This window comes from Kutzneria sp. 744 (assembly GCF_000568255.1).
Lineage (GTDB): Bacteria > Actinomycetota > Actinomycetes > Mycobacteriales > Pseudonocardiaceae > Kutzneria.
This window is the reverse complement of record NZ_KK037166.1, coordinates 1,681,996-1,708,428: the sequence shown is the minus strand read 5'-3', so window position 1 is coordinate 1,708,428 and position 26,433 is coordinate 1,681,996. Positions and strand designations below refer to the sequence as shown.

26 protein-coding genes and 1 pseudogene are annotated in these 26,433 nt (G+C 69.9%); 12 read left to right on the top strand and 15 right to left on the bottom strand.

What is annotated here, in order from left to right; translation table 11 throughout:
* Window positions 1-22 precede the first annotated feature (22 nt).
* The 4 genes from KUTG_RS07465 to KUTG_RS07450 are packed head-to-tail and all read right to left on the bottom strand — an operon-like array spanning window position 23 to window position 3,909.
* Entirely contained in the window at window positions 23-1,096 is a 1,074-nt protein-coding gene (locus KUTG_RS07465) for an ABC transporter ATP-binding protein (RefSeq protein WP_043715897.1), read from the bottom strand.
* On the bottom strand, window positions 1,093-1,923 hold the full coding sequence (locus tag KUTG_RS07460; protein WP_052394170.1) for an ABC transporter permease: 831 nt from the start codon (window positions 1,921-1,923) through the stop codon (window positions 1,093-1,095). Before KUTG_RS07460 ends, KUTG_RS07465 begins: the two co-directional genes overlap by 4 nt.
* Complete coding sequence (locus KUTG_RS07455) at window positions 1,920-2,771, bottom strand: ABC transporter permease (protein WP_043715894.1); 852 nt, start codon at window positions 2,769-2,771, stop codon at window positions 1,920-1,922. Before KUTG_RS07455 ends, KUTG_RS07460 begins: the two co-directional genes overlap by 4 nt.
* A gap of 1 nt (window position 2,772) precedes the next feature.
* A complete protein-coding gene (locus tag KUTG_RS07450) occupies window positions 2,773-3,909 on the bottom strand; it encodes an ABC transporter substrate-binding protein (RefSeq protein ID WP_043715892.1) in 1,137 nt (378 codons plus the stop codon).
* Window positions 3,910-4,072: 163 nt separating this feature from the next.
* On the opposite strand from KUTG_RS07450, the gene KUTG_RS07445 reads away from it, so the two are divergent.
* Entirely contained in the window at window positions 4,073-4,816 is a 744-nt protein-coding gene (locus tag KUTG_RS07445; RefSeq protein ID WP_043715890.1) for a GntR family transcriptional regulator, read from the top strand.
* A complete protein-coding gene (locus KUTG_RS07440; protein WP_043715888.1) occupies window positions 4,813-5,451 on the top strand; it encodes a hypothetical protein in 639 nt (212 codons plus the stop codon). Before KUTG_RS07445 ends, KUTG_RS07440 begins: the two co-directional genes overlap by 4 nt.
* A gap of 42 nt (window positions 5,452-5,493) precedes the next feature.
* Here KUTG_RS07440 and KUTG_RS60875 read toward each other — a convergent pair whose 3' ends face one another.
* Both KUTG_RS60875 and KUTG_RS07430 read right to left on the bottom strand, forming a co-directional pair.
* Window positions 5,494-6,384 carry a TauD/TfdA family dioxygenase gene (locus KUTG_RS60875; protein WP_198047053.1) on the bottom strand — a complete coding sequence of 297 codons (891 nt, stop codon included), beginning with the start codon at window positions 6,382-6,384 and terminating at the stop codon, window positions 5,494-5,496.
* A 47-nt stretch (window positions 6,385-6,431) separates the two neighbouring features.
* Window positions 6,432-7,550, bottom strand: a complete 1,119-nt coding sequence (locus tag KUTG_RS07430; RefSeq protein WP_043715886.1) for a steroid 3-ketoacyl-CoA thiolase — start codon at window positions 7,548-7,550, stop codon at window positions 6,432-6,434.
* A gap of 129 nt (window positions 7,551-7,679) precedes the next feature.
* Between KUTG_RS07430 and KUTG_RS07425 the strand changes: the two genes are divergently transcribed.
* The 4 genes from KUTG_RS07425 to KUTG_RS07410 all read left to right on the top strand — a co-directional run bounded on the left by KUTG_RS07425 (window position 7,680) and on the right by KUTG_RS07410 (window position 11,733).
* Window positions 7,680-8,894, top strand: coding sequence for a cytochrome P450 (locus tag KUTG_RS07425; protein ID WP_232240696.1), 1,215 nt, complete (start codon window positions 7,680-7,682; stop codon window positions 8,892-8,894).
* A 138-nt stretch (window positions 8,895-9,032) separates the two neighbouring features.
* Window positions 9,033-9,590, top strand: coding sequence for an RNA polymerase sigma factor (locus KUTG_RS07420; RefSeq protein WP_043715881.1), 558 nt, complete (start codon window positions 9,033-9,035; stop codon window positions 9,588-9,590).
* Window positions 9,591-9,930: 340 nt separating this feature from the next.
* A complete protein-coding gene (locus tag KUTG_RS07415) occupies window positions 9,931-10,872 on the top strand; it encodes a CU044_5270 family protein (RefSeq protein WP_043715879.1) in 942 nt (313 codons plus the stop codon).
* 9 nt (window positions 10,873-10,881) lie between these two features.
* The gene (locus tag KUTG_RS07410) at window positions 10,882-11,733 is read left to right on the top strand and encodes a phosphotransferase (RefSeq protein ID WP_052394168.1); all 852 of its coding nucleotides are present in this window, start codon (window positions 10,882-10,884) and stop codon (window positions 11,731-11,733) included.
* Here KUTG_RS07410 and KUTG_RS07405 read toward each other — a convergent pair.
* The 5 genes and pseudogenes from KUTG_RS07405 to KUTG_RS07385 form a co-directional block, all read right to left on the bottom strand.
* Window positions 11,716-12,150 carry a nuclear transport factor 2 family protein gene (locus tag KUTG_RS07405; RefSeq protein ID WP_043715876.1) on the bottom strand — a complete coding sequence of 145 codons (435 nt, stop codon included), beginning with the start codon at window positions 12,148-12,150 and terminating at the stop codon, window positions 11,716-11,718. The two genes, KUTG_RS07410 and KUTG_RS07405, sit on opposite strands and share 18 nt — an antisense overlap.
* The gene (locus tag KUTG_RS07400) at window positions 12,147-13,022 is read right to left on the bottom strand and encodes a TIGR03619 family F420-dependent LLM class oxidoreductase (protein WP_043715873.1); all 876 of its coding nucleotides are present in this window, start codon (window positions 13,020-13,022) and stop codon (window positions 12,147-12,149) included. Before KUTG_RS07400 ends, KUTG_RS07405 begins: the two co-directional genes overlap by 4 nt.
* A complete protein-coding gene (locus tag KUTG_RS07395; protein WP_043715871.1) occupies window positions 13,019-14,182 on the bottom strand; it encodes a thiolase domain-containing protein in 1,164 nt (387 codons plus the stop codon). The genes KUTG_RS07400 and KUTG_RS07395 overlap by 4 nt, the downstream gene beginning before the upstream one ends.
* A pseudogene (locus KUTG_RS07390) lies at window positions 14,182-15,233 on the bottom strand (thiolase domain-containing protein). Before KUTG_RS07390 ends, KUTG_RS07395 begins: the two are co-directional and overlap by 1 nt.
* A 9-nt stretch (window positions 15,234-15,242) precedes the next feature.
* Window positions 15,243-16,205 (bottom strand): Zn-ribbon domain-containing OB-fold protein, encoded by a 963-nt coding sequence (locus tag KUTG_RS07385; protein ID WP_043715868.1) that lies wholly within the window; start codon window positions 16,203-16,205, stop codon window positions 15,243-15,245.
* Between the two features lie 41 nt (window positions 16,206-16,246).
* Between KUTG_RS07385 and KUTG_RS07380 the strand changes: the two genes are divergently transcribed.
* Together KUTG_RS07380 and KUTG_RS07375 are read left to right on the top strand one after the other, a co-directional pair.
* The gene (locus tag KUTG_RS07380) at window positions 16,247-17,305 is read left to right on the top strand and encodes an LLM class F420-dependent oxidoreductase (RefSeq protein ID WP_043715866.1); all 1,059 of its coding nucleotides are present in this window, start codon (window positions 16,247-16,249) and stop codon (window positions 17,303-17,305) included.
* Window positions 17,306-17,310: 5 nt separating this feature from the next.
* Entirely contained in the window at window positions 17,311-18,855 is a 1,545-nt protein-coding gene (locus KUTG_RS07375; protein ID WP_043715863.1) for an acyl-CoA synthetase, read from the top strand.
* 120 nt (window positions 18,856-18,975) lie between these two features.
* Here KUTG_RS07375 and KUTG_RS07370 read toward each other — a convergent pair whose 3' ends face one another.
* Window positions 18,976-19,776 carry a crotonase/enoyl-CoA hydratase family protein gene (locus KUTG_RS07370; protein ID WP_043715861.1) on the bottom strand — a complete coding sequence of 267 codons (801 nt, stop codon included), beginning with the start codon at window positions 19,774-19,776 and terminating at the stop codon, window positions 18,976-18,978.
* 51 nt (window positions 19,777-19,827) lie between these two features.
* On the opposite strand from KUTG_RS07370, the gene KUTG_RS07365 reads away from it, so the two are divergent.
* Window positions 19,828-21,474, top strand: a complete 1,647-nt coding sequence (locus KUTG_RS07365) for an acyl-CoA synthetase (RefSeq protein ID WP_052394167.1) — start codon at window positions 19,828-19,830, stop codon at window positions 21,472-21,474.
* Window positions 21,455-22,549 carry an NAD(P)H-dependent flavin oxidoreductase gene (locus KUTG_RS07360; protein ID WP_043715859.1) on the top strand — a complete coding sequence of 365 codons (1,095 nt, stop codon included), beginning with the start codon at window positions 21,455-21,457 and terminating at the stop codon, window positions 22,547-22,549. Before KUTG_RS07365 ends, KUTG_RS07360 begins: the two co-directional genes overlap by 20 nt.
* Here KUTG_RS07360 and KUTG_RS07355 read toward each other — a convergent pair.
* From KUTG_RS07355 to KUTG_RS07345, 3 genes are read right to left on the bottom strand one after another with little or no spacing between them, the layout of a single operon-like run.
* Entirely contained in the window at window positions 22,546-22,962 is a 417-nt protein-coding gene (locus KUTG_RS07355) for a hypothetical protein (RefSeq protein ID WP_157494380.1), read from the bottom strand. The two genes, KUTG_RS07360 and KUTG_RS07355, sit on opposite strands and share 4 nt — an antisense overlap.
* 18 nt (window positions 22,963-22,980) lie before the next feature.
* Window positions 22,981-24,006: an acyl-CoA dehydrogenase family protein gene (locus KUTG_RS07350; RefSeq protein WP_052394166.1), complete on the bottom strand. Its 1,026-nt coding sequence runs from the start codon at window positions 24,004-24,006 to the stop codon at window positions 22,981-22,983.
* A gap of 13 nt (window positions 24,007-24,019) precedes the next feature.
* Complete coding sequence (locus tag KUTG_RS07345; RefSeq protein WP_043715855.1) at window positions 24,020-25,201, bottom strand: acyl-CoA dehydrogenase family protein; 1,182 nt, start codon at window positions 25,199-25,201, stop codon at window positions 24,020-24,022.
* 96 nt (window positions 25,202-25,297) lie between these two features.
* On the opposite strand from KUTG_RS07345, the gene KUTG_RS07340 reads away from it, so the two are divergent.
* Both KUTG_RS07340 and KUTG_RS07335 read left to right on the top strand, forming a co-directional pair.
* Window positions 25,298-25,489 carry a ferredoxin gene (locus tag KUTG_RS07340; RefSeq protein WP_043715853.1) on the top strand — a complete coding sequence of 64 codons (192 nt, stop codon included), beginning with the start codon at window positions 25,298-25,300 and terminating at the stop codon, window positions 25,487-25,489.
* An 80-nt stretch (window positions 25,490-25,569) separates the two neighbouring features.
* Window positions 25,570-26,430 carry a 3-oxoacyl-ACP reductase gene (locus KUTG_RS07335; protein WP_043715850.1) on the top strand — a complete coding sequence of 287 codons (861 nt, stop codon included), beginning with the start codon at window positions 25,570-25,572 and terminating at the stop codon, window positions 26,428-26,430.
* Window positions 26,431-26,433 lie beyond the last annotated feature (3 nt).

The following is a 26,433-nucleotide window of genomic DNA, read 5'->3' as shown; positions in this document are numbered from 1 at the left end:
GACGGGGTACCGGCGTGCAGCGCTACCGGATGACCATCACCGGCTCGGGGGCGAAGCGGATGTCGGCGAGGGCGCCGGGGCGGAGGTCGACGGCGGCGGAGCTGGGCAGGTCGCTGTCCACCTCGGTGCCGTCGGGGAGCTCCACGGTGACCCGGGTGACGGGCCCGCGGAAGCTGCTGCGGGCCACGCGGACGGTGCCGGCGACGGCGGGCGAGATCAGCACGGACTCGGGGCGCACCAGGGCGGTGACCTTGGAGCCGGCCGGGACCTCGGGCGGCTGGGTGACCGACAGGCGCTGGCCGAGGATCTCGACCTCGGTGCCGGAGGCGATGCCGCCGATGCGGTTCATGGCGCCGACGAAGGCGGCCACGAAAGGCGTGGCGGGGCGGGTGTAGACCTCGTCGGGGCTGGCGCACTGCTCCAGGCGGCCGTCGTTCATCACGGCGACGCGGTCGGACATGCTGAGCGCCTCCTCCTGGTCGTGCGTGACGAACAGGGTGGTGATGCCCAGACGCTGTTGCAGGCCACGGATCTCGTCCCGCAGCTGCACGCGGACCTTGGCGTCCAAAGCGGACAGTGGCTCGTCCAGTAGCAGCACCTTGGGCTCGATGGCCAAGGCCCGGGCCAGGGCCACGCGCTGCTGCTGACCGCCGGACATCTGGGTGGCGTAACGGTCGTAGTGCTGGTTGAGGCCGACCAGCTCCAGCAGCTCGCCGGACCGCTTGCGCCGCTCGGCGGGGGAGACGCCGCGCAGGCGGAGGCCGAAGGCGACGTTCTCGCCGGCCGTGAGGTTCGGGAACAGGCTGTAGGACTGGAAAACCATGGCCATGTCCCGCTTGTTGGCCGGCACCTTGGTGATGTCCTGGCCGTCGACGAACACCGCGCCGGCGTCGCTGTGCTCCAGCCCGGCGACGATGCGCAGCGCGGTGGTCTTGCCGCAGCCGGACGGCCCGAGCAGGCTGACCAGCTCGCCGGGCGCGATGTCCAGGTCGAGGCCGTCCAGAGCGGTCACCTGGCCGTAGCCGCGGCGCAGCCCGGCCAGCCGGACGGGACTGCCGGGCCGGGCCTCGGTGCTGGTGTCGATGGTCGCGGTCATGAGGACCTCCCGGTGCGGCGGGCGCCGCGCTGACCGAACACGGACATCAGCAGCAGCAAGGCCCAGGTGACGATGAGGATCAGCATGGAGGCCGCGGTGGCGACCTCGCCGTCCTGCTGACCGGCCTGGACCGTCCAGACCGGCAAGGTGTTCAACAGCAACAGGTTGGCGATGGTGAACTCGCCCAACACCATGGCCGCGCTGAGAATGGACGCGTTCAGGATGGACGTGCGCAGGTTGGGCACGACCACCCGCATCAGCACAGTCAGCCAGCTGGCCCCGAGGTTGCGGCCGGCCTCGACCAGCGTGGTCAGCGGGATCGAGGACAGGCCGGCGTCGAGCGTGCGATACGTGAACGGCAGCGCCAGCACCACATACTCCAGCGCCAGGATCACCGGGCTGCCGGTGATCCAGCTCGGGCCGCCGCGGAACGCCACCAGCACGCCGTTGGCCAGCACCACGGCCGGAATCACCAGCGGCAGCACGCAGATCGCCTCGATCAGGCGGCGCATCCGGGGCAGCCGCAGGTGCACCCACGCGGTGGTGGGCACCATCAGCACCAGCGTGATCACCACGGTGCCGGCGGCGAGCTCCAGCGAGGTGATCAGGTTGTCCAGGAAGCCGGGCTGCCCGAACAGATTCTCCCAGGTGGACAGATCGTGCGTGTCGTGCACGCCGCGCAGGCTGAACTCCACCGACGCCACAATGGGAATCAGGAAGAACAGCGCGGAGACGATCAGCACCAGCCACGCGACGACACGGCTGCGACCCAGCTTGCGGCGGGTCGCGGCGCGCGGCGCGGTGGTCAGGTCGACAACTGCGGTCATCGCAACCACCTCGACGTCCGGCGCTGCATCCAGGCGTAGCCGGCCAGCGCGAGCCCGACGATCAGGATCATGCCCAGCCCCAGCGCGTTGCCCAGGTTCTCCTGGCCCACGGCCACGTTGCCGGACATCACGGCGGCAATCTGGATCGGCACCAGCGGAATGATGCCGTTGGTCAGCGCGGCGGCCGTCGCGTAGGCGGCGAAGGAGTTGGCGAACAACAACATCAGCGCGCCGAGGAACGGCGGCAGCAGTAGCGGCCCGCCGACCAGGCGCCAGTACTGCCAGCGGCTCGCGCCCAGGTTGCTGGCCGCCTCCTGCCACTGTGGGCGCAGCCCCTCCAGCGCCGGGAAGATCACCAGCACCATCAGCGGGATCTGGAAGTACAGGTACACCACCGTGATCCCGGCGAAGCCGAACAGGCTGAAGCCGGAGATGTCCAGACCCAGCGCGCCCAGCCACCGGGTCACGAGGCCCTGGCTGCCGATGGCCGCGATGAAAGCGAAGGCCAGCGGCACACCGGCGAAGTAGGCCAGCACACCGGACGCCGTCGACACCACCTGGCGCAGCACGCCGCCGGGCGGCGACGCGCTGACCGCGAAGGCGATGGCCAGCCCGACGAGCGCGCCGATCACCGCCGTCAGCGCGGAGATCTCCGTGCTGACCACAAAAGCGTGCAGATACGGGTCGCCGGCAGCGGCGCCGATGTTGCTCAGCGTCCAGCCGCCGGTGTCGTCCTGGAACGCGCCGACGACCACGGAGACCGTCGGCACGCCCAGGAACACCACGACATAGGCCAGAAACGGCAGCAGCCCGAGCACATCGAGCCGCTGCCGGTTCCGGAACTTCATGTCAGCCAACGGTCTTCGCCCAGCTGTCGGCGATGACCTTCTTGGCCGCGTCCAGCTGCGCCTCGGTCGGGAACGGCGACTTGCCGTCGACCTGCGGCAGTGCGGCCAGCTCGGTCTTGTCCACCGTGCCGGCGGCCTGCATGGCGGCCAGCTCGACCGGGCGGGCCCAGCCCTTCAGGAAGCCGTTCTGGCCCTCGGCGGAGTACAGGTACTCCTCCCACAGCCGCGCGGCGGCCGGGTGCGGGGCGGTGGCGCTGATGGCCTGGTTGTAGTAGTTGGCGTACAGGCCGTCCTTGGGCACGACGACCTTCCAGTCCACCTTGCCCTTGAGCGTGTTGGCCGCCGACACCTGGAGGTAGTCCCAGTCGATGGTGATCGGCGTCTGGCCGGACTGGATGGTGGCCTGGGTGGCGCCGACCGGGATGAAGTTGCCGGACTTCTTGAGCCCGCCGAAGAAGTCGATGCCCGGCTGGATGTTGTCCACGCTGCCGCCCTTGGCCAGCGCCGCGGCGTACACGCCGGCGAAGGCCGCGCCGGCCTTCTGCGGGTCGCCGTTGAGCGCGACCATGCCCTTGTAGTCGGCCTTGGCCAGGTCGGCGATCGAGGTCGGCGGCGTCTTCACGCGCGCGGCGTCGTAGCCGATGGAGATGTAGCCGCCGTAGTCGTTGAACCAGCGGCCCTGGGCGTCCTTCTGCGCGTCCGGGATGTTCTTCCAGGTCGCCACCTGGTAGGGCGCGAGCAGGTTGGACGCGGCGGCCGACAGCGCGAAGGAGGAGCCCAGGTCGAGCACGTCCGGGGCACGGTCCTGGCCCTTGAGCTGCTTGACCGCGTTGATCTCGTCCTGGCTGCTGCCGTCCGGGTTGGCGTCGTTGATCTTGATGCCGTACTTCTTGGTGAAGCCGTCCATCAGATCGCCGTAGCCGGCCCAGGTGCGCGGCAGCGTGATCACGTTCAGCGTGCCCTCGGCCTTGGCCGCCGCGACGAGGGCATCCATGCCGCCGAGGTCGGCGGCGCTTTTCGCGGTGGCGGCCTTGGTGTTGGACGCGCTGTTCGCGCCCGACGAGGAGCCGCATGCGGTGGCGGCCAGCGCGACGACGGCCAGCAGACCGGCCGCGAGGGCGGTACGGCTTCTGTTCACGGGGTGACTCCAGGGAGTGCGGGGAACGACTGTCGGCAGACTTGTTCACCGAGACGACCACTTGGCCAGATAAGTCGGAACATGGTCGGACACCAAGGTGAACTCCCGATGTCTTGTTCCCCTCACACCGGGTGACCGACCGGTTGCGGGTTACGGTGCTGGCATGGGGACGACGCTCTACCGCCGAGTGGCCGAGGACATCAGGGCAGCCATCGTTTCCGGCGCCTACCAGGCGGGGGCCCGGCTTCCGTCGGAGGCGGAGCTGGCCGCGCGGTACAGCGCGTCGAGGGGAACGATCCGGCAGGCCTTCGCGGCGCTGGTGGCCGACGGGGTGATCTCGTCACGGCAGGGCGCGCGCCGGGTGGTGCTGGGCGGGCCACGCCTGCAGACGTTCAACGAGCTGGTGAGCTTTTCCCGCTGGGCCAGGGCGATCGGCGAGGAGCCGGCGGGCCGGGTGGAGCGGCTGGAGCTGCGCGCCGCCAACGAGGACGAGTGCGCGCACCTGGAGGTGCCGCTGGGCAGCCGGGTCTATCACCTGACCCGCGTGCGCTACCTGTCCGGCCGGCCGGTGATGATCGAGCGGACGGCCTATCGCGAGCCGGTGGGGGCCATGGTCGCCGGCATGTCGCTGGACGTCGTGTCGATCACCGAGCGGCTGGAGGACCTCGGCGTGATCTTCGCTGACGCCGAGCACCAGATCGACGCCGTGGCCGCCTCGTCGGAGGACGCGCGGCTGCTGGACATCCGTCCTCGGGTGCCGCTGCTGCGGGAGCGGCGGCGCACGGCCGACCCCAACGGCCTGCTGCTGGAGTGGTCCGACGACCGCTACGTCGGCAATGCCGTGGCGTTCACGGTGCGGAATTCCGCGGGCGCCAAGGCATTGTCCCGGCTACCGTCGCAACGGTGAAGAACTGGGTGGAGTGGCACGCGGCGTACGACGATCCTTCCTCCGGCCTGACCCGCCGGCTGGCCCACGTGCGGCGGCGGGTCCTGACCGCCTTGCGGCAAGCGCCTTCCGGCGAGATCCGGCTGATCAGCATGTGCGCCGGGCAAGGCCTGGACGTCTTCGGCGCGCTGGCGGAGTTCGACCGGGCCGCCGATGTGGTGGGCCGCTTGGTGGAGCTGGATCCGGCCAACGTCGCCGCCGCGCGGGCGCAGGCCGTCCCGGGTATCGAGGTCGTGGAGGGGGACGCCTCCGTCACCTCGGCCTACTACCCGGCGGATGTCGTGCTGGCGTGCGGGGTTTTCGGCAATGTGCCCGACGAGGACGTTCACCGCACGGTGTCGCTGCTGCCGATGCTGTGCCGTGAGGGCGCGACCGTGGTCTGGACCCGCCACCACGAGGCCCCGGACCTGACGCCGACCATCCGGAAGTGGTTCGCGGAGGCCGGTTTCGAGGAGCTGGGCTTCGACACCGAGCCCGGCTACTGGTACTCGGTCGGCACCCACCGCCTCGTCGGAAAGCCCTTGCCCTTCGAGGATCGGAAGATGTTCGAGTTCCTGGGCCAGCCCTTCGACGGCCGCCGCAGCCCCAAGTCGTAAACCCCCCGCGAGTCACGCTCTCCGGCACACCGAAATGCGGTTTCAGGCAGGCAGCGTCGGCCGGATCACCCGCTCCAGCAGCGGGGCGAAACGTGAAAAGGCTGGTACGGCGGCGTCGGGGTCCTTGGCGGCCTCATCCCAGCGGCGCACGGTGACGGCGTCCTCGGCGTAGGGCCCGGCGGCGAACTCTTCTGCCTCGTCAGGGGTCATGGGCCCGCCCTGGAAACCCAGGGTGCGGACGGAGGCGGGGGAGAGGGCCTCCAAGTACCCCGGTTCGGTGGCGCACAGGTACCGCTTGGCGGTGTCATGGTGCTTCTCGTTGGCGACCAGGTGCCCGATGTCGTGCAACAACGCAGCGGCGACAAGGTGATCGGGGGCCTGCGCCCCGTAGAACTCTGGCCCGTGCTCGCGGCCGGGCTGCATGGACCGATTGTTGTTGCGGACCTCGCGGATGCGGCCGGCGGGGTCGACATCGATGATCGGCCGGAACGCGCTCAGGAACGTGGTGGCGTCGGAGAAGGAGAACGTCACGGGTATGCGGGTTAGCACCTCGAACGCCCCGGGATCCACGGTTCGCAGCTTCGACGCCACGGCGAAGCCTTCGACCACGTTGGTGTCGCCGCCGGCGGTGGCGTTCTCCAGGCAGTGCAACAGCTGTAGCGTCGGCACGGGATCGCGATACGGGTTGTCGGTGTGCGGGGAGATCGCCTTGCTGGTGAAGGCCAGGTTGTTGGGGGAGTTGACCACCCGCACGTCAAACAGCCGCCCATAGTTGTTCTCCCGCACGAACCCGAACGTCTCGGCGACCTTCAGTACCGTGCGGGGCCGGGTGGGCACGTCCCGGAGCAGGACGAAGCCGTTACGCAGCAAGGAGTCGAGGCACCGCAGCCACTCGGCGGAAACTCCCAGACTTGTCTGCGCAAGTCCCAACATGGTCGGACAGGGTGGCTACCGGCCGACCGCAGCGCGAACGTGGGATGTCAGATGCGTTCCAGGATGCTGCCGGTGGCCAGCGCACCACCCGCGCACATGGAGATCAACGCCGTCGAGGCGTCCCGCCGCTCCAACTCGTGCAGGGCGGTCGTGATCAACCGCGTTCCGGTGCTGCCGACCGGGTGCCCGATGGCGATCGCGCCGCCGTTGACGTTGACCTTCGCGGGATCGGGCTGGTGCACCGACTGCCACGACAGCACCACGGAGGCGAAGGCCTCGTTGACCTCGAACAGGTCGAGGTCGGCGATTCTCATTCCGCTGCGCTCCAACACCCGGTTGGTGGCGGCGACGGGACCGTCGAGGTGGTAGTACGGCTCCGCGCCGACCAGGCACTGCGACACGATCCGGGCGCGGGGAGTGAGCCCCAGTTGCCGGGCCCGTTCCTCCGACACCAGCAGCACCGCGCTGGCCCCGTCGGAGATCTGCGACGAGGTGCCGGCGGTGTGCACGCCGTCCTCCAGCACGGGCTTCAACCGCGCCAACGCCTCCATGCTGGTCTCGCGCAGACCCTGATCGATGTCGACACCCTTCACGGGCACGACTTCGTCCCGGAACCGCCCGGCATCCCAGGCGGCACGGGCGAGTTCCTGCGAGCGCAGCCCGAACCGGTCCACGTCCTCGCGTGTGATGCCGCGCCGCTGGGCGATCCGCTCCGCAGCCAGGTACTGGTTGGGCAGGTCGATGTCCCACGACTCCGGCCGCGGCGTGCCCGCGTCGGCGCCCACGTTGCTGCGCAACGGAACCCGGCTCATCGCCTCCACGCCGCAGGCGATGCCGACGTCGATCGCGCCGATGGCGATCAGGCCGGCGATCAGGTGCGTCGACTGCTGCGCGGAGCCGCACTGGCAGTCGACGGTCGTGCAGCCGGCGCCCTGCGGCAGGCCCGCGTGCAGCCAGGCCGTCCGGGTGATGTTGTTGGACTGCTCGCCCGCCTGCGTCACGCAGCCGCCGATCACCTGCTCCACCAGCGCCGGATCGATGCCGGCGCGGTCCACGACGGCCTGCTGCGCGGCGCCGAGCAGTTCGGCGGCGTGCAGACCGGACAGCCAGCCGCCGCGCTTGCCGATCGGCGTCCGCGCCGCTGCCACGATCACCGGGGTGCCCATACCCCAAAACTAGAACAGGTTCTCGTTGGTCGCAATGGCCAGTTGAGCAGCAGGGTTCCGCAAGTTAACGCCGTATGCTAGGAATGCCGTAGAACCCGTTCCACGCACGACGAGGTGCTTGGAGGCAACGTGGTACCCGACGGCTACGACTTCACCGATCCCGACATCTACGCCAATGGCGTGCCGTACGAGCACTTTGCCGAGCTGCGCCGCACCGCGCCCGTCTGGTGGAACGCGCAGGACGGCCACTGCGGCGGCTTCCAGGACGGCGGCTTCTGGGTGGTCACCCGGCACTGTGACGTCCGCGAGATCTCGCGGCGCAGCGATGTGTTCTCCTCGTGGGAGAAGGGGGCCATCGTCCGCTTCGGGCAGGAGATGCCCCCGGAGCGCATGGAGGCCCTGCGGCTGATCATGCTCAACCAGGATCCGCCGCAGCACACCAAGGTCCGCGGCATCGTCTCCCGCGGCTTCACGCCCAAGTCGATCAACTCGCTGCGCGAGACGCTGCGCGACCGGGCCGAGCGCATCGTGTCCGAGGCGATCGCCCGCGGCCAGGGCGACTTCGTCACCGACGTGGCGTGCGAGTTACCGCTGCAGGCCATCGCCGAGCTGCTGGGCGTGCCGCAGGAGGACCGGCTCAAGATCTTCGACTGGTCCAACCAGATGATCGCCTACGACGACCCCGAGTACGAGATCGAGCCGGACGTCGCCAGCGCTCAGCTGCTCGGCTACGCCTGGAACATGGCCGAGCAGCGCCGGGCCTGCCCGATGGACGACATCGTCACCAAGCTCGTGCAGGCCGACGTCGACGGCGAGTCCCTCGGCTCCGACCAGTTCGGCTTCTTCGTGCTGCTGCTGGCCGTGGCCGGCAACGAGACCACCCGCAACGCCATCACCCACGGCATGGCGGCGTTCCTGGACCACCCCGAGCAGTGGGAGCGGTTCAAGGAGGAACGCACGGCCACCGCCGCCGACGAGATCGTGCGCTGGGCAACACCTGTTGTCGCCTTCCAGCGGACGGCCACTCAGGACGTCGAGCTCGGCGGCGTCGAGATCAAGCAGGGGCAGCGGGTCGGCATGTACTACAGCTCGGCCAACTTCGACCCCGAGGTCTTCGACAACCCACACGCGTTCGACATCGGCCGCGACCCCAACCCCCACCTCGGCTTCGGCGGCAGCGGCACGCACTACTGCCTCGGCGCCAACCTGGCCCGGCTGGAGATCGAGCTGATCTTCAACGCCATCGCCGACCGCATGCCCGACATCCACAAGCTGGCCGAGCCGGAGCGCCTGCGCTCGGGCTGGCTCAACGGCATCAAACACTTCAAGGTCGCCTACGCCTGACCCTTGAACCCCCGCGAGTCCCGTCCAGCGTCACACCGAATGCGTGAATCGGATTCGGTGTGACGCTGAGCGGGACTCGCGGGGTTTGTTCTACTGGGGCGTGAACACGAGTGGGGGCAGCGACCAAGTAGAGATGTGATGACAGCAATCGACGAGGCGGCGCCACCAGGCAGCCTCGCGGATTTCGAGCAGCTGTTCGAGGCGCACGCCGACGATCTGCACCGCTACCTGGGCAGACTCGTGGGCGGCGTGGCCGACGACCTGGTCGCCGACACGTTCGTCGCCGCCCTCAAGGGCCGCGACGGCTTCGACCCGGCCCGGGCCTCGGCCCGCGCCTGGCTGTTCGGGATCGCCAACAACCTCGCCCGCAACCACCTGCGTCGACGTCAGCGTGAGCACGCGGCCACGGCCCGGCTCACCGACGCCTCCCGGGCCGAGAGCCACGAGAACCGCGTCGTCGAGCAGGTGGACGCGCAGCTGCGCGCCCGTCAGCTGGCCACCGCCATCGCCGAGCTGGACGACGCCGACCGCGATGTGCTGCTGCTCACCAGCTGGGCCGGCATGGACTCGAACGAGATCGCGGAGGCGCTGGGCGTGCCGGCCGGCACCGTGCGATCCCGCCTGCACCGTGTGCGCCGACACCTGCGCGTGGCCGCGCCTCAGATCGATCTTGGGGGTACCGAGGATGTGGACTGACAGCGAGCTCGACCAAGCCCTGGCCGACCAGCCGGCCGGCCCCGCCTTCAGCCCGGAGGCCCGGGCCCGCGCGCTGGCCGCGAAAGGATGGCGCGCAACGAGCCTACTACGCCCCAGACGTCGAACAGAGAGTATTATAGTATCGAGAATTGACACACCCGAGTTAGCTTGGGGGCTGAGGCCGAGATGAGTAGAGAGGACTTAGTACTGATCTGATTATATGCCCTTCGAAAATCTCATCACATGTTGAAGGCCCTCGACACTACATATGAAGATTGTAGGAACAGTTGGCTTGCAAATGTAAGCATAATCCTGCATACGGGCGGACCAGCCGAGATTGGTGTTGCGCACCGGCAAGGCCTGGTGGCTGGCCGCCGCGGCGGCGGTCGCGGTCGCCACCGGCGTCTCGGCCACCTTTCTCACCGGCGGACCGGCTCCGCAGGCCAGCGCCGCGGCAGTGCAGAGCCTCGAACAGGCGTCCACGGTAGTCGGCGACGTGCACGTCGGCCCCGGCCAGTACTACTACACCGCCTCCCATGACTGGAGCCTCGGCGCGGCCCAGACCCGCACCGGCAAGCAACTGGACGCGATGGAGGAGAACGTCAACGAGGAGTGGATCCCGGCCGACCGTGCCGACGACTGGCTGCGCCGCAGCGGCTACACCGGCCGCCACACCTGGATCGTCGGCAGCGACGAGCTGGTCAAGGCCGAAGGCGACGGCGGCCTGTTCGAGTCGACCAAGGTGTCCGAGCAGCGCGGGGCCTGCGGCGACTGGGGCGGCCGGCAGACGCCCGAGCTGGGCGGTTCGCCGGACGACGGCAAGCCGTGCGACCAGCGGATCGGGAACTTCTACGAGCCGACGCCGCGGTTCATCGCCCAGATGCCGACGGATCCGGCCCAGCTGTACGACAAGCTGCTGACCGCCGCCCACGGTGACAAGTCCACCGTGCTGAAGGAGGCCGCCGGCGTCCTGGCGTCGGCCGACGCCGACCACACCGTCCGGTCCACTGTGTACAAGGCGCTGATGTTGATGCCCGGCCTGGACGTCACCGACAACGCGGCCAATCTGGACGGTCAGCGCGGGGTGGCCCTCGGGGTGTCCAACGGCACCCTGCGGCAGGAGATCGTGATCGACCCGGGCACCGGCCGGTACATCGGCGACCGGCTCACGCTCGTGGTCGACGGCAGCGAGTACTGGGCCGGCGTGAAGGCCGGCAGCGTCGTCGAGTTCAACTCGATGCGCATCGGCGTGGCCGAGAAAATCGGTGTCGCGCCTCGGTAATCTGTTCTCATGGTGACGGAGCGACTCACGCGGGCGATCGGCAGGCCGGTCGCCCGCGTGATGCCGTTCGTCGGTCGGGGTTACACGCCGGCGCGGCGGATGATCGTGGAACTGGCCGACGGCAGCAAGGTCTTCGCCAAGCAGGGCATGAACGAGTACACGGCCGGGGAGCTGCGCCGCGAGCACGAGAACTACCTGCGGCTGCACGGATCCTTCATGCCGCGGCTGCGGGGCTGGGACGACGACGGCGGTCTTGAGCCGATCCTCGTGCTGGAAGACCTGTCCGGCGCGCACTGGCCGCCGCCGTGGCGGCTGGACCAGGTGCACAAGGTGCTGGACACCATCACGGCGATCGCCGAGCAGCCGGTCCCGGACGACATGCCGGCCCTGATGGTGGAATGGGTCGGCGGCGGCTGGAATGCCGTCGCCAAGGACCCGGAACCCTTTCTGTCACTGGGATTGTGCACGGCTCGGTGGCTGGACCGGGCGCTGCCGCCACTGACCGCGGCCGCCGAATCGGCCCGGTTGAAGGGCGATTCCGTGCTGCACCTGGACGTGCGCAGCGACAACCTGTGTTTTTCCGGCGACCGCACGGTGTTGGTCGACTGGAATCACGCCTGCCTGGCCAATCCGGAGATCGACCGGGCGTTCTTCCTGCCCAGCATGCACGCCGAGGGCGGGCCCGCGCCTGAGGAGGTGGCGACGATCGACCCCGCCATGGTCGCGGTCGTGGCCGGGTTCTTCGCCTGCCGGGCCGGGTTGCCGCCGGTGCCGGACGCGCCGGGGGTGCGACCGATCCAGCGCACGCAGCTGGAAGTCGCGCTGCCGTGGGCGATTCGGGCGCTAGGCCTTGGGGCGTAGCGTCTTCATCGCGCGTTCCATCTCCCAGTGCGCACGGACCGACTTGACCAGGCCGTCCTCGTTGATGCGATAGACGAAAACGCCGTCGGTGTCCATGATGTTGTTGCCGGGCAGGTGAATCGTGATGGTGCCGACGTTGGCGCACTCCAGGCCGTTGGCGTACGAGTCGGTCATGGTGAAGTCGAAGCCCTCGGCCAGCGCGATCGCCTTGTCCCAGAACGCCGCGATGGCCTCGTGCCCGTGATGGCCCACGCCCTCGGGATCGAACGGGGACGGCCCTACGGGATCCTCCACGCTGCCGTCGAGGGCGAACAGCGAGATCCACTTCTCCTTCTCGCCGGCCACCACGGCCTCCATGGACCGCCAGGAGGCCATCCGTGCCGGGTGCTCGACCTTGGACGCCCGCCAGTCGATCATGCCGTCACCTTCTCGATCACCTCGTGCTGGAAGCGCCGCAGCGCGTCCTGCTTCGCGGCCAGCTCGCCGTCGAAGCCGACGCCGTAGAGCAGCCACGGCATCACGATGGCGTCGGTGACGCCGGCCCCGGCCAGGTCCTGGTAGCCGTCGACGCCGAACTTGTCGATCGACACCGCCTGGATCTCGAACGGCTCGTCGGCCCGCCCGTACTCCTCGCGCAGCTCGCCCAGCCGGCCGACGATCTGGCCCAGGTCGCCGAACTTGATCACCGCCGAGGTCCAGCCGTCGCCGATGCGGGCGGCCCGGCGCAACCCGGCCTCGGTGTGCCCGCCGACATAGAACGGCACCGGTTGCCGGGGCGCCGGACTCATCTGGAGCCGGTCGAAGTCGTAGTACTTGCCGTGATACTCGACCATGCCGCCGCCGAGGATCAGCTTCAGCACGTCGATCATCTCGTCGCTGCGAGGCCCGCGGTGCGCGTATTCCGTGCCGCACCAGGCGAATTCCTCCGGCGACCAGCCGAGACCGACGCCGAGCCCGAACCGGTCGCCGGTCAGCGCGGCCACCGAGCCGACCTGGCGCGCCAGCAGCACGGGGTTGCGGGAGCCGAGCTTGAGCACCTGGGTGTAGAACCGGATCGTGCTGGTGCCGGCGCCCATCGCCGCCGCCGCGATCAGCGGATCGGCCCACGGCGTCTCGGCGTTCCAGAACCGCGAACCGTCCGGCGTGTACGGATAGTCCGCCGACACCTTTTCCGACCAGAACAGGGAATCCGGCAGCGCGATGGACGCGAAGCCGCACTCCTCGGCCGTCTTGGCCAGCTCGACCAGCTGGTCGAGCGGGTTCATGGCAATCGCCAGCGTGAACTTCACCGCGCACCCGGCCTTTCCGATCCGACCACCCAGAGCGAGAAGTACTGCGAGCCGCCGCCGTAGGCGTGGCCGAGAGCGACCCGGGCCCCGTCGACCTGGTGGTCGCCGGCCCGGCCGAGCACCTGCATGGCGGCCTCGGCGTAGCGGAGCAGGCCCGAGGCGCCGATCGGGTTGGACGACAGCACGCCGCCCGACGGGTTCACCGGCAGCCGGCCGCCGATCGCGGTCTCGCCGGCCTCGGTGAACTTCCAGCCCTGCCCCTCCTCGGTGAAACCGAGGTTTTCCAACCACATCGGCTCGAACCAGGAGAACGGCACGTAGATCTCGGCGACGTCCACCTCGGACACCGGGTCGGAGATGCCGGCCTGCTTCCACAGCGCCGCCGCCGCGTCCTTGCCGGCCTGCGGGCTCACCTGGTCGCGCCCGGCGAACGTCGTGGGCTCGGTGCGCATGGCCGTGGCGTGGATCCACGCCGCCGGGCGGCCCTTGGCCGTCTGCTCGTCGGCGATCACCACCGCGGCCGCGCCGTCCGAGGACGGGCACGTCTCGTCGTAGCGGATCGGGTCCCACAGCATCTTCGACGCCTGCACCGATTCCACCGTGATGTCGGCCTGTTGGAGATGCGCGTACGGGTTGAGCGCGCCGTTGCGGCGGTCCTTGGCCGCGACGATCGCGCCGATGTGGTTCGGTGCGCCAGAACGCCGGATGTAGGACCGGACGTGCGGCGCGAAGTAGCCGCCCGCGCCCGCGCCGACCGGCATGTGGAACGGCGGCATGACCGACAGCGCCCACATGGCGTTGGACTCGGACTGCTTCTCGAACGCCACCGCCAGCACCCGGCGGTGCACGCCGGACTGCACCAGACTGGCCGCGACATTGCCGGTCGAGCCGCCGACCGAGCCGGCGGTGTGCACGCGCAGCAACGGTTTCCCGGTGGCGCCCAACGCGTCGGCGAGGAACAGCTCGGGCATCATGACGCCCTCGAACAGATCGGGCGCCTTGCCCAGGACCACCGCGTCGATGTCCGCCCAGTCCGTGCCGGCGTCGGCCATCGCACGGTCGATCGCCTCCCGGCACAGGCCGGCCATGGACACGTCCAGCCGTTTGGCGGTGTGATGCGTCTGGCCGGTCCCGATCACGGCCGCGAGTTGCCCGCCCATCAGCGTCCCTCCAGCACACACACGAGGTTCTGTTGCAGCAGCGGGCCACTGGTGGCGTGGGCCAGGGCCTTGTCGGCCCGGCCGGCGCTGATCTCGGCGGCCGCGGCGCCGATGCGGATCAGGCCGGCGGCGAACATCGGGTGCCCGGCCAGCACACCGCCCGAAGGGTTCACCCGCACCTCTTCCCGAGCCCGAGCGCTTGGCGCAGCAGGATGTTCTGGTGCGTGAAGGGCGCGTGCAGCTCGGCCACCTGGACGCCGTCCACGCCGGCGGCCTTGGCCGCCGCGATGGTCGACGGCGAGGTGGTGAGATCGCGCGCGCCGATCAGGGGAGTGTCGACCCGGTGCTCGAAGCCGGTGATCCACGCCGGCCGCTCGCTGAGCTCACGAGCCTTGTCGCCCGAGGCCAGGATGATCGCCGCCGCGCCGTCGGTGATCGGCGCGCAATCGTGTGCGCGCAACGGATCGGCCAGGTACGGCTGTTTGAGCAACTCCTCGGCCGTGGTCTCACCGGACAGCTGGGCGTCCGGATTGGACAGTGCCGCGCGGCGGCTGCTCGCCGCCACCTCGGCCATGTCCGCCTCGGTCCACAGCCCGGCGTCGATGCCCAGCCGCGCCTGCAATCCCGCCACACCGACGGAATCCGGCCACAGCGGTGTCGTCAGGTACGGGTCCATCTGCATGGCCATGATCCGCCGCAGCTCGCCGGCCGAGGACTTGCCGAAGCCGTACACCAGCGCGGTCTCCACCTCGCCGGTGCGGATCTTCACCCACGCCTCGTACAGCGCCCACGCGGCGTCCATCTCCACGTGCGACTCCATGATCGGCGGGAACGCGCCGATCGCGTCCACCGCCGCGATGAAGGAGAACGCCCGCCCGGCAAGGTAGTCCGACGATCCCGAGCACCAGAATCCGATGTCCTGTTTGGACAGTCCGGTGTCGGCGAGCAGCCGGTGGAACACCGGAACCAGCATCTCGACGCCGTTGGTGGTGCCGGGTGTGCGGCGCACGTTCGGCGCCTGCGCGAAGCCGACGACCGCCACCTCGCTCACGAGGGCCTCCTACAGGTGCTGGCTGAAGGTTTCATAAGCCGCGTCCGGCTCCCCGGTCGGCTCGAAGTGGTCGATGTTCTCCAGCGTGGTGCCCCACTGGTCGCGCGGCCGCCACTGCGCCCGCACCCGCATGCCCATGCGGACCTCGCTGGCCTCACAGCCCAACACGAGGTGGAGGAACGGAATGTCCGCGCCCTCCAAGAGGATGTACGCGGCCACGTACGGCGGCTTGATGCGCTGGCCCAGGAACGGCACGTTGACCACGCAGAACGTCGTCACGATGCCGTGGTCGGGCAGCTCGATCTCGTCCTCGGTCGGCACGCCGTCGGTGGGGCAGGAGCCGCGCGGCGGGATGTAGACCTTGTCGCAGGCCGGGCAGCGCTGGCCGACCAGCTTGCCCTCGGCGAGCCCACGCAGGTAACGGCTTTCCTCCGGCGACGCCGTGTGCTGGTAGGTGAGATGGATCGGCGTCGTCACCATGGTGACGGGATCGCCCTCGCCGGGCGCGCGTTCGGTCGGCTCCACGTCCAGCGGCTCGAAGCACTCGATGTCACGGATGCTGCCGACCGGCTCGGCGGCCCAGCGGACGCGGACCCGCATGCCGGTGCTCATCCGGTCCGGCGAACCGGCGTCGACGGCGTGCAGCAGACCCGTGTCCGCGCCGTCTAGCTTGACCAGGGCCCAGGCGAAGGGGTGCTGGAGTGGTTGCCCGGCAAGCGGTTGCGCGATCCAGGACCACGTCTGCACGACGCCTTCCGTGCCCACGTCGACGAACTCGGTGAGCTTCTCGGCGGTCACCGGGTCGTATTCGGCCGGCGGCACCAGAACCCGGCCGTCCGAGCCGCGGATGCCGGCGATCGTGTGCGCGCGCAGCCCCGTGGCGAACCGGCCCAGCACCGGCCCGAGCGAGCGGGTGTAGTCGAACCCCACGTTCAGCGGGGCGCTCAACGGTTCCGAGCTGATCGTCACCATCGAAGTGAAACACGTTCTCGTTTTTGCGGCAAGATGAGGGCATGAGGCTTGGACTGCAACTCGGCTACTGGACCCCGGTGCCGGCCCCCAACACGCCCGAACTGGTCGCCGCGGCCGAGCGCTTCGGTTTCGACTCCGTCTTCGCCGCCGAGGCATGGGGCTCGGACGCCTTCACCCCGCTGGCGTGGTGGGGTTCTCGCACGTCAAGGCTGCGGCTGGGGACCTCGGTCGCCCAGCTGTCGGCGCGCACGCCGGCTGCCTGCGCCATGCACGCGCTCACCCTGGACCGGCTCAGCGGTGGCCGTTTCATCCTCGGTCTGGGCGTGTCCGGGCCGCAGGTCGTCGAGGGTTGGTACGGGCAGCCGTTCGCCCAGCCGCTGGCCCGGACCAGGGAATACGTGTCGATCGTGCGGCAGGTGCTGGCCCGTGAGGCGCCGGTCGTGAACAACGGTCGGCACTATCCGCTGCCGTACCAGGGACCCGGGGCGCTGGGGCTGGGCAAGCCGTTGAAGCCGATCGCCCATCCGCTGCGGCCGGACGTGCCGATCATGCTCGGCGCCGAGGGGCCGAAGAACGTGGCGATGACCGCGGAGATCGCCGATGGCTGGCTGGCGATCTACTACACGCCGCGGCTGGCCGGGATGTACAACGAGTGGCTGGACGAGGGCTTCGCGCGGCCGGGGGCGCGGCGGTCGCGCGAGGACTTCGAGATCGTCGCGAGCTGCCAGATCGTGCTCACCGACGACCGTGCCGCGGCAATCCAGGCGATGAAGCCGGTGCTGGCGCTGTACATCGGCGGCATGGGCGCGTCGGACATGAACTTCCACGCCGACGTGTTCGCCCGCATGGGCTATCCCGAGCAGGTCGAGGCCATCGGCCGGCTGTTCCGGGCCGGGAGCAAGGAGGAGGCCGCCGCCGAGGTGCCGGATGCCCTGGTCGAGGACGTTGCGCTGATCGGCGACGTCGAGGAGGTGCGGGCCCGGGTGGCGGAGATGGAACGGGCCGGCGTGACCACCCTGTTGGTCGGTTGTGGCAGCGTCGAGCAGATCGAGCAGCTGTCCTCGGCCCTTGTCGTCGAAGTGGAACACGTTCTAGATTGAGGCGTATGACGGCGCCTGGACTGTGGAACATCGCGGCTGCGGAACCCGGGTTGACGGCTGTCGTCGACCCCGACGGCGGAGAGGTCGGCTACGGGGCCCTGGCCGCCGCGGCGGACCGGTACGGGCGGGGGCTGCAGGCCATGGGCCTGCGCCCCGGCGACAGCATCGTCGTGCTGCTGCCCAACGGGTCCGATCTGATGGCGATGTACTTCGCCGCCATGCAGACCGGGCTGTACATCGTGCCGGTGAACTGGCACCTGATCGGACCGGAAATCGCTTACCTGGTCGCCGACTCCGGGGCCAAGGCCTTCGTCGCCTCCTCCCGGTTCGCCGACAACGCCGTCATCGCGGGGGAGTCGCTGGGCCCCGAGGCGCGGTTCTCGGTCGGGGAGATCCCCGGTTTCCGCCCGCTGGCGGAACTCGGGGCCGACGAACCCGTTGGGCGGCCCGATATTCGCACCGCCGGCGCGCCGATGCTCTACACGTCCGGCACCACCGGCCGTCCCAAGGGCGTCCGGCGCGCCCTGACCGGCGCCGACCCCGACGCCGTGCCCGCCGCCGGCATCTGGTTCTTCGGCATCTTCGACCTCAAGCCGTTCGACGGGCACGTGCACCTGTGCGGTTCGCCGCTCTATCACACGGCCGTGCTGAACTTCGTGGCCCTGTCCATCCAGTTCGGACACACGTCGGTGCTGATGGACCGTTGGGACGCAGCGGAAATGCTCCGTCTGATCGAGAAGCACCGTGTCACGCACTCCCACATGGTGCCGACCCAGTTCCGCCGTCTGCTGGCGCTGCCCGAGGATGTGCGATCGTCGTTCGACGTCTCCTCGCTGCGCGCGGCCATCCACGGCGCGGCGCCGTGTCCGCTAGAGGTGAAGCGCCGGATGATCGACTGGTGGGGGCCGGTCGTCACCGAGTACTACGCCGCCACCGAGGGTGGCGGCACCGTGATCACCGCGACCGACTGGCTGCGCAAGCCCGGCTCGGTCGGGCTGCCCTGGCCCGGCTCGGTGGTCAAGGTCCTCGACGACGAGGGCGCCGAGCTGCCGCCCGGCGAGATCGGCACCGTGTACATGCGGATGGGCGCGTCCACCTTCGAATACCACCGGGACAAGGCCAAGACCGACGCCGGCCGCGTCCGCGACCTGTTCACCCTCGGCGACGTCGGCTATCTGGACGAGGACGGCTACCTCTTCCTCCGCGACCGCAAGGCCGACATGATCATCTCCGGTGGCGTGAACGTCTACCCGGCCGAGATCGAGGGCGAACTCGCCTGCCACCCCAAGGTCGCCGACGTCGCCGTCTTCGGCATCCCCCACTCTGACTGGGGCGAGGAGATCAAGGCCGTCGTACAGCCCATCGACGGCGTCGCCGGTGATGCCGCGCTGACCGAGGAGCTGCTGGCCTTCGCCTCCTCGCGCCTGGCCAAGTTCAAGCTGCCGCGCACCATCGACTACGTCCCCGAGCTGCCCCGCGACCCCAACGGCAAGCTCTACAAGCGCCGCCTCCGTGACCCGTACTGGGAGGGCCACGAACGGGCCATCTGAACCCCCGCGAGTCACGCTCTCGGAACCACCGAAATACGGTTTCGGGCAGAACTGAGCCTCCAGGTTCAGTTCTGCCCGAAACCGACATTCATGGTGTCTGAGAGCGTGACTCGCGGGGGTTCACTTGCCCTTGAACTCGGGCTTGCGCTTGGCGGCGAAGGCGGCGGGGCCCTCCTTGGCGTCCTCGCTGAGGAAGACGCGCATTCCGTGCTGGGCCTCGATCTTGAACGCCTCGTTCTCGGGCAGGCCCTCGGTCTCGCGGATGGTGCGGAGGATGGCCTGCACGGCCAGCGGGCCGTTGGCGGCGATGGTGTCCGCCAGCTCCAACGCCTTGGTCAGCGCCTGTCCGTCGGGGACGACGTGACCGATCAAGCCGAAGCTCAGCGCCTCGGCCGCGGTGATGTGGCGGCCGGTGAGCAGCAGGTCGGCGGCGACGGTGTAGGGAACCTGGCGCGGCAGGCGGACGGCGGAGCCGCCGAGGGGGAACAGGCCCCAGCGGGCCTCGGACACGCCGAACCGGGCGCTCTCGCCGGCGACGCGGATGTCGGTGGCCTGGAGGATCTCGGTGCCGCCGGCGATGGCCGGGCCCTCGACCGCGGCGATGAGCGGCTTGGTCAGCCGGCGGCCCTTGAGCAGCGGCTCGATCACCGACAGGTCCCAGCCGCCGCCGGAGAAGGAATCGCCGGGATGGCTGGCGGTCATGGCCTTGAGGTCGGCCCCGGCGCAGAACGCGCCGCCGGCCCCGGTGAGCACGCAGACCCGGACGCTGTCGTCCGAATCGACGCGGTCCCAGGCCTCGCGCATGATCGCCATCATCGGGCCGGACAGGGCGTTGCGCGCCTCCGGGCGGTTCATCGTCACCACGAGCACGCCGCCTCGTTGGTCTACCAGGCAGTGCTCGGACTCCTGCGTCGCCGTCATCAAGCCTCCCAGGGGATTGCCGAAAACAGTAACACGTTCTAGTTTGCAGGGGTGGCCCTGAACATCGCAGACCTCGTGGAGCACGCAGTCGATCTCGTCCCCGAGCGCGCCGCGGTGGTCTGCGGCCCACGCCGGGTGACCTACGCGGAGTTGGACGAACGCGCCAACCGGCTGGCCAACCACCTCGCGGCCGCGGGCGTGAAGCCCGGCGACCACGTCGGGGTGCACTCGCGGAATTCCATTGAGATGGTGGAAAGCATGCTCGCGGCGTACAAGCTGCGGGCCGTCGCCATCAACATCAACTACCGCTACACGAGCGCCGAGCTGCGCTACGTGTTCGACAACTCCGACCTCGTCGCGCTGGTCCACGAGCGTCGCTACGCGCCCTTGGTGGCCGAGGTGCTGCCGGACGTGCCGGGGCTGCGGCATGTGGTCTACACCGAGGACGGCACGAACGAGAACGTGTCCTATTCCGCGGTCGAGTACGAGACCGCGCTGGCCGGCGCCAGCCCGGCCCGGGACTTCCCGGAGCGCAGCCCGGACGACATCTACATCCTCTACACCGGCGGCACCACCGGCTACCCCAAGGGCGTGCTGTGGCGTCAGGAGGACGTCTGGCGCGTGCTCGGCGGCGGCATCGACTTCATCACCGGCGTCCCCGTCGAGGACGAGTGGCAGCAGGCCCGCGCCGGCCAGGCCTACGGCCTGGTCCGGCTGTGCGCGCCGCCCATGATCCACGGCGCCGCCCAGTGGGGCGTGTTCGGCGCGCTGTTCACCGGCAGCACCGTCGTGCTGCTGCCGCAGTTCGACGCCGACGAGATCTGGCAGGCCGTGCAGCAGCACAAGGTGCAGGTCATGATGATCGTCGGCGACGCCATGGCGCGGCCGTTGATCGAGTCCTATCGGGACGGTGACTACGACGCGTCGTCGCTGGCGGCGATCTCCAGCAGCGCGGCCCTGTTCTCCAAGGCCGTCAAGGAGGAGTACGTCTCCGCCTTCCCGAACGTCGTGATCACTGACGCCATCGGCGCGTCGGAGACCGGCTTCACCGGCATCGGCGTCGTCCAGAGCGGCGCGCCGCAGACCGGCGGCCCGCGCGTGAAGGCCGATCCCTCCAGCATCGTGCTCGGCGACGACGGCAAGCCGGCCCCGGTCGGCGTGATCGGAAAGCTGGCCCGTGGCGGCCACATCCCGATCGGCTACTACAAGGACGAGGAGAAGTCGGCGTCACTGTTCGTCGAGGTGGACGGCAAACGCTATGCCGTGCCGGGAGATTTCGCCCGGCTGGAGGAGGACGGCACGGTGACGCTGTTGGGGCGCGGCAACATGTGCGTCAACACCGCGGGGGAGAAGGTGTTCCCCGAAGAGGTCGAGGGCGTCCTGAAGTCGCATCCCGACGTCTTCGACGCGCTGGTTCTCGGCATCCCCGACGACCGCCTCGGCCAGCGGGTCGCCGCCGTCGTGCAGACCCGCCCCGATCGGACGCTGTCCTTCGACGACCTGGATGCCCATGCGCGGCACCAGATCGCCGGCTACAAGGTGCCACGCAGCATCTGGCTGGTCGACGAGATCAGCCGGCTGCCCAGCGGCAAGCCCGACTACCGCTGGGCGAAGGAACTCGTCGCCAACCGCGCGCCGAGCGTCGAGGTGCAGACCACCGCCGGCCTTGGAGGCTCCCGTGCGCACGGAACTGTGTGACCGCTTCGGCATCGAGCACCCGATCTTCGGCTTCACGCCGTCCGAGCACGTCGCCGCGGCCATCAGCCGCGCCGGCGGGCTCGGGGTGCTCGGCTGCGTCCGGTTCAACGACCCCGCCGAGTTGGACGCCGCGCTGACGTGGATGGACGAACACACCGACGGGCGGCCGTACGGCGTCGACGTCGTCATGCCGGCGAAGGTCCCCACCGAGGGCACCGCCATCGACCTCGACGCCCTGATTCCGCCGGGGCACCGGGATTTCGTCGAGCGCACCCTGCTCGAACTCGGCGTGCCACCCCTGGACTCCCACAGCACCGGCGTCCTGGGCTGGCTCCACTCCGTCGCACGCTCCCATGTGGACGTCGCCCTGCGGCATCCCATCCGCTTGATTGCCAACGCCCTCGGCTCCCCGCCGGTCGACGTCATTGAGCTGGCCCACAGCCACGACGTCCCCGTCGCCGCCCTCGCCGGCAAGGCCGAGCACGCCCGCCGGCACGTCGACAACGGCGTCGACATCGTGGTGGCCCAGGGTTATGAGGCCGGCGGCCACACCGGCGAGATCGCCTCCATGGTCCTCGTGCCCGAGATCATCGACGCCGTCGGCTCAGACGTTCCCGTCCTCGCCGCCGGCGGCATCGGCAGCGGCCGTCAGCTCGCCGCCGCCCTCGCCCTCGGCGCCTCCGGCGGGTGGCTCGGCTCGTGCTGGCTGACCACCGCCGAGTACGCCGAGGGCCTGCCCGTCTCCGCCACCCAACAGGCCCTGCTCGCCGCCGGCTCCAGCGACACCGTGCGGACCCGCATCTACACCGGCAAACCGGCCCGGCTGCTCAAGACCCGCTGGACCGAGGCCTGGGCCCGCCCCGACGCCCCCGAGCCGCTGCCCATGCCGCTGCAGAACCTGCTCGTCGCCGACGCCCACCAGCGCATCACCCGCTCCGGCGATCCCAGCGTCGTCTCCATGCCCGTCGGCCAGATCGTCGGCCGCATGAACGAGATCCGTCCCGTCGCCGCCGTCATGGCCGATCTGCTTCGGGAGTTCGACGAGACCCTGACCAGGCTCGACAAGCTGCGCTAGCGCCCGCCCACCCAGTCGGCCAGCCGTTCCAGCGACTCCTTGCTGTGCGGGTCGTGTCGCCCGCTGCGGGATCGCCCGAACGCGTGGACCCGGGTCCGCCGCTCGACGCCGTCCGGGTCCGTCCAGAGCAGCGTGTTGCGGCGTTGGTCCACGCCGGTGACCGCGCTGGTCGGGATGGACACCGTCCGGACCCAGCCGCGCACCCTGATCGTGTCGGGCGTGCAGTCGACGCCGCACTCCGTGCCGCGCACGCTCAGCGTGATGGCGACCAGCAGCGCCGCGACCAGCGCCGGAATCTCCGGCGCGCCGGAAAGCAGCGGACCGGCGAGCACAAAAACCCCGAACGGCAGCATCCAGCTGGCCACGATGATCGCCACCTGCGACAGCACGCTCATCCGAAGTCTCAGTGGCACAGCGTGATGATAGCGGCCCTACACGGGCGTGGCCGCCAGGGCGGATCCGATGTGCCGCAGCTGGGTGGTCGCGCCGCCGAGGGCGAACTCGTGACGTTTGGCGGCGGTGAAGTACCGGTGCAGGGGGTGGCTGAGGTCGATGCCCATGCCGCCGTGGACGTGCACGGCGGTGTGGGCGACGTAGTGCCCGCCCTCGGCCGCCCAGAACTTGGCGGTGGCCAGCTCGGTGTCGCAGGGCAGCCCCTCGCTGAGCCGCCACGCGGCCTGCCACAGCGTGAGCCGGATGGCCTCGACCTGGATATACGCGTCGGCGAGCCGCTGGGTGACGGCCTGGAAACTGCCGATGGGGCGGTCGAACTGCTGCCGCGTCCGGGCGTACTCGGTGGTCATCTCCAACGCCCGTTCCACGACGCCGAGTTGCAGCGCGCAGTGCCCGACGACGCCCCGGTGCAGGGCAAAGGAAACGGCCTCGCCGGGCAGAACGCGGTCGTCGTCGAGGTGCACGTCGGCGAGGTCGAGCAGGCAGCTGTCGTCGCCGTCGACAACTTCCTGCGGCAGCACGGAAGCCTCGTCGGCGCGGACGAGGAACAGCCGCAGGCCGTCGGAAGTGCTGGCGGGAACCAGGAAGACCTCGCCCGGCGGCACCAGCGACTTGGTCCCCGTGAGCCGCCAGCCGCCATCGACTTGCGAGGCCCGCGTAACCGGAGCCAGGGGATCGTCGTTGTTCTCTTCGGACAAGGCGACCGACAGCACGGTCGACCCGGTCAGCGCCGGCCGCACCCAGCGGTCGACGGCCTCGGCCGTGCCGAACCGGGCCACCGTCGACGCGGCCTGCACGATGGACGGCAGGTACGGCGCCGATGACATGGCACGGCCGAGTTCGACCAGGACACTGCACTGCTCCAACAGCCCGAAGCCGTTGCCGCCGGCGGATTCGGGCAGGGCGGCGGCCAGCACGCCGGACGCCGCCATGTCGGTCCACTGTGGACGATCACGCACCATGGCGGCGAGATCCCGCTGCGCTTCCGAAAACTCGAAGTCCACCGGAGGTTCCCTTTCAGCGCCGGCCGACGGGCAGGCCGAGGCCCACCGCGGCGATGATGTCCCGCTGCACCTCGTTGGTGCCGCCGCCGAACGTCAGGATCAGTGACGACCGATGCATCCGCTCGATCCGCCCGTGCAGCAGCGCGCCGGGCGATCCCTGGCGCACCACGGAGTTCGTGCCGAGCACCTCCATCAGCAGCCGGTAGGCCTCGGTGGCGAACTCGGTGCCGAAGACCTTGGTGGCCGACGCGTCGGCGGGGCTGGGCGACTGCTTGACGCCCCAGGCGATGCGCCAGTTCATCAGCTTGAGGAACTCGGCCTTCGCGTGCACGCGGGCGAGGTGCAGCTGCACCCACTCCTGGTCGATCACCCGGTTGCCGTCGGGCAGCTTGGTCCGCTGCGCCCACGCGGTGACCTCGTGCAGCGCGGTCAGGACGGGGGCGGCGGAGGTCAGGGCGACCCGCTCGTGGTTGAGCTGGTTGGTGATCAGCGGCCAACCCCGGTGCTCCTCGCCGACCAGCGCCGTGGCGGGGACCCGCACGTCCTGGTAATAGGTGGCGCTGGTGGTCGGGCCGGCCATGGTGTGCACGGGCGTCCAGCTGAAACCCGGCGCGTCGGTGGGCACGATCAGGATGCTCAATCCCTTGTGCTTCTGGGCATCCGGGTCGGTGCGGGCGGCCAGCCACACGTAGTCGGCGTACTGGATGAGGCTGGTCCACATCTTCTGGCCGTTGATCACGTAATCGTCGCCGTCCCGCACCGCGCGGGTGCGCAGCGACGCCAGGTCGGTGCCGGCGCCGGGCTCGGAGTAGCCGATGGCGAAGTGCACCCGACCGGCGGCGATCCGGGGCAGGAACTCGGCTTTCTGCGCCGGCGTGCCGAACCGCATGATCGTCGGCCCGATGGTGTTGAGGGTGAGGAACGGCACCGGCACGCCGGCCACGGCCGCCTCGTCGAGGAAGATCAGCTGCTCCAGCATGGACCGGTCCTGGCCGCCGTGCTCGGCCGGCCAGCCGATCACCAGCCAGCCGTCCCGGCCCAGCTGGGCGACGACCTCCTTGTAGGCGGCGCCGTCGCCGTACTCGCCGCTGGCGGTGGCCAAGGCCTCCCGCCGCTCCGGCGTCATCAGCTCCGCGAAGTACGCCCGCAGTTCGGCGCGCAGCCGCTCCTGCTCGGGGGTGTACGCGATCCGCATCCGCGGCCTCCCGGCTCGGCGAGGTGGAACGTGTTCTAGTAACCGTAGCACGGTGTTACCGTGAATCGCGCCCATCACAGGCAACGGGAGGCGGTCGTGGCGATCGAAGTCGATCGGAATCTGTGCGAGGCGAACGGCCTGTGCGTCGCGGCCGCTCCCGAGGTGTTCGCGCTGGACAAAGACGAGGAGCTGGTGATCGGCGAGGTGGTGGCCGACGCCGAGCTGGCCGAGCGGGTCAGGGTCGCGGTGGCCAGCTGTCCGCGCAACGCGCTGCGCGTGACCGGCTGACCGGTCTTGCCCAGAACGAGAACAGATTCTAGTGTGGCCTGGGTAACATCCCGGTGATCCCCGGCGACTAGGAGCGGCGAGTGGACTTGGCGGGCAAGGTCGCGATCGTCACCGGCGCGGCCGCCGGACTGGGCCGGGCCGAGGCGCTGGCCCTGGCCGCGGCCGGCGCGTCGGTGGTGCTGGGCGACGTGGCCGACGCAGCCGGTGTGCTGGCGGAGATCGAGGAGCTGGGCGGCAAGGCCGAGGTCGTGCCGGGCGACATTGCCGAGCGGTCCACGGCCGACGCGCTCGTGCAGGCGGCGGTGGAAGGCTTCGGCGGCCTGCACATCGTCGTGAACAACGCCGGCGTGCTGCGCGACCGCATGCTGTTCAACATGTCCGACGAGGAATGGGACACGGTGATCCGCGTGCACCTGCGCGGCCACTTCCTGCTGTCCCGCAACGCCTCGGCCTACTGGCGGCAGCAGTCCAAACAGGACGGCCGGCCGGTGTATGGCCGCGTGGTCAACACCTCGTCGGAGGCGTTCCTGCTCGGCTCGGAGGGGCAGCCCAACTACGCGGCCGCGAAGGCCGGCATCGTCGCGCTGACCGTGGCGACCTCGCGAGGCATGGCCCGCTACGGCGTGAAGGCCAACGCCATCTGCCCTCGCGCCCGCACGGCCATGACGGCGAACGTCTTCGGCGACGCGCCGGAGGGTGTGGATCCCCTTTCGCCGCAACACGTTGCCCCGTTCGTGGCCTATCTGGCCTCGCCGGCCGCCGACCACATCAGTGGGCAGCTCTTCGTCGTGCACGGCGGCATGGTGGCGCTGATCGCCGCCCCGGCCGTGGAACAGGTCTTCCGCGCGGCCGACGGCGATTGGGCCGCCGTCGGCGGCTACTTCGCCGACCGTGACCCGGCGCGCACCTTCGCCTGCACCGAAGTTCTGTCCCTCGGTTAGGAG

Excerpts from the sequence above, each read along its gene's own strand:
- KUTG_RS07385 (WP_043715868.1), bottom strand. The coding sequence starts at position 16,205 with ATGGTGACGATCAGCTCGGAACCGTTGAGCGCCCCGCTGAACGTGGGG.
- KUTG_RS07430 (WP_043715886.1), bottom strand. The coding sequence starts at position 7,550 with ATGGGCACCCCGGTGATCGTGGCAGCGGCGCGGACGCCGATCGGCAAG.
- KUTG_RS07405 (WP_043715876.1), bottom strand. The coding sequence starts at position 12,150 with ATGATCGACTGGCGGGCGTCCAAGGTCGAGCACCCGGCACGGATGGCC.
- KUTG_RS07465 (WP_043715897.1), bottom strand. The coding sequence starts at position 1,096 with ATGACCGCGACCATCGACACCAGCACCGAGGCCCGGCCCGGCAGTCCC.
- KUTG_RS07445 (WP_043715890.1), top strand. The coding sequence starts at position 4,073 with ATGGGGACGACGCTCTACCGCCGAGTGGCCGAGGACATCAGGGCAGCC.
- KUTG_RS07395 (WP_043715871.1), bottom strand. The coding sequence starts at position 14,182 with ATGGGCGGGCAACTCGCGGCCGTGATCGGGACCGGCCAGACGCATCAC.
- KUTG_RS07460 (WP_052394170.1), bottom strand. The coding sequence starts at position 1,923 with ATGACCGCAGTTGTCGACCTGACCACCGCGCCGCGCGCCGCGACCCGC.
- KUTG_RS07375 (WP_043715863.1), top strand. The coding sequence starts at position 17,311 with ATGACGGCGCCTGGACTGTGGAACATCGCGGCTGCGGAACCCGGGTTG.
- KUTG_RS07345 (WP_043715855.1), bottom strand. The coding sequence starts at position 25,201 with ATGCGGATCGCGTACACCCCCGAGCAGGAGCGGCTGCGCGCCGAACTG.
- KUTG_RS07420 (WP_043715881.1), top strand. The coding sequence starts at position 9,033 with ATGACAGCAATCGACGAGGCGGCGCCACCAGGCAGCCTCGCGGATTTC.
- KUTG_RS07455 (WP_043715894.1), bottom strand. The coding sequence starts at position 2,771 with ATGAAGTTCCGGAACCGGCAGCGGCTCGATGTGCTCGGGCTGCTGCCG.
- KUTG_RS07380 (WP_043715866.1), top strand. The coding sequence starts at position 16,247 with ATGAGGCTTGGACTGCAACTCGGCTACTGGACCCCGGTGCCGGCCCCC.
- KUTG_RS60875 (WP_198047053.1), bottom strand. The coding sequence starts at position 6,384 with ATGTTGGGACTTGCGCAGACAAGTCTGGGAGTTTCCGCCGAGTGGCTG.
- KUTG_RS07410 (WP_052394168.1), top strand. The coding sequence starts at position 10,882 with ATGGTGACGGAGCGACTCACGCGGGCGATCGGCAGGCCGGTCGCCCGC.
- KUTG_RS07370 (WP_043715861.1), bottom strand. The coding sequence starts at position 19,776 with ATGACGGCGACGCAGGAGTCCGAGCACTGCCTGGTAGACCAACGAGGC.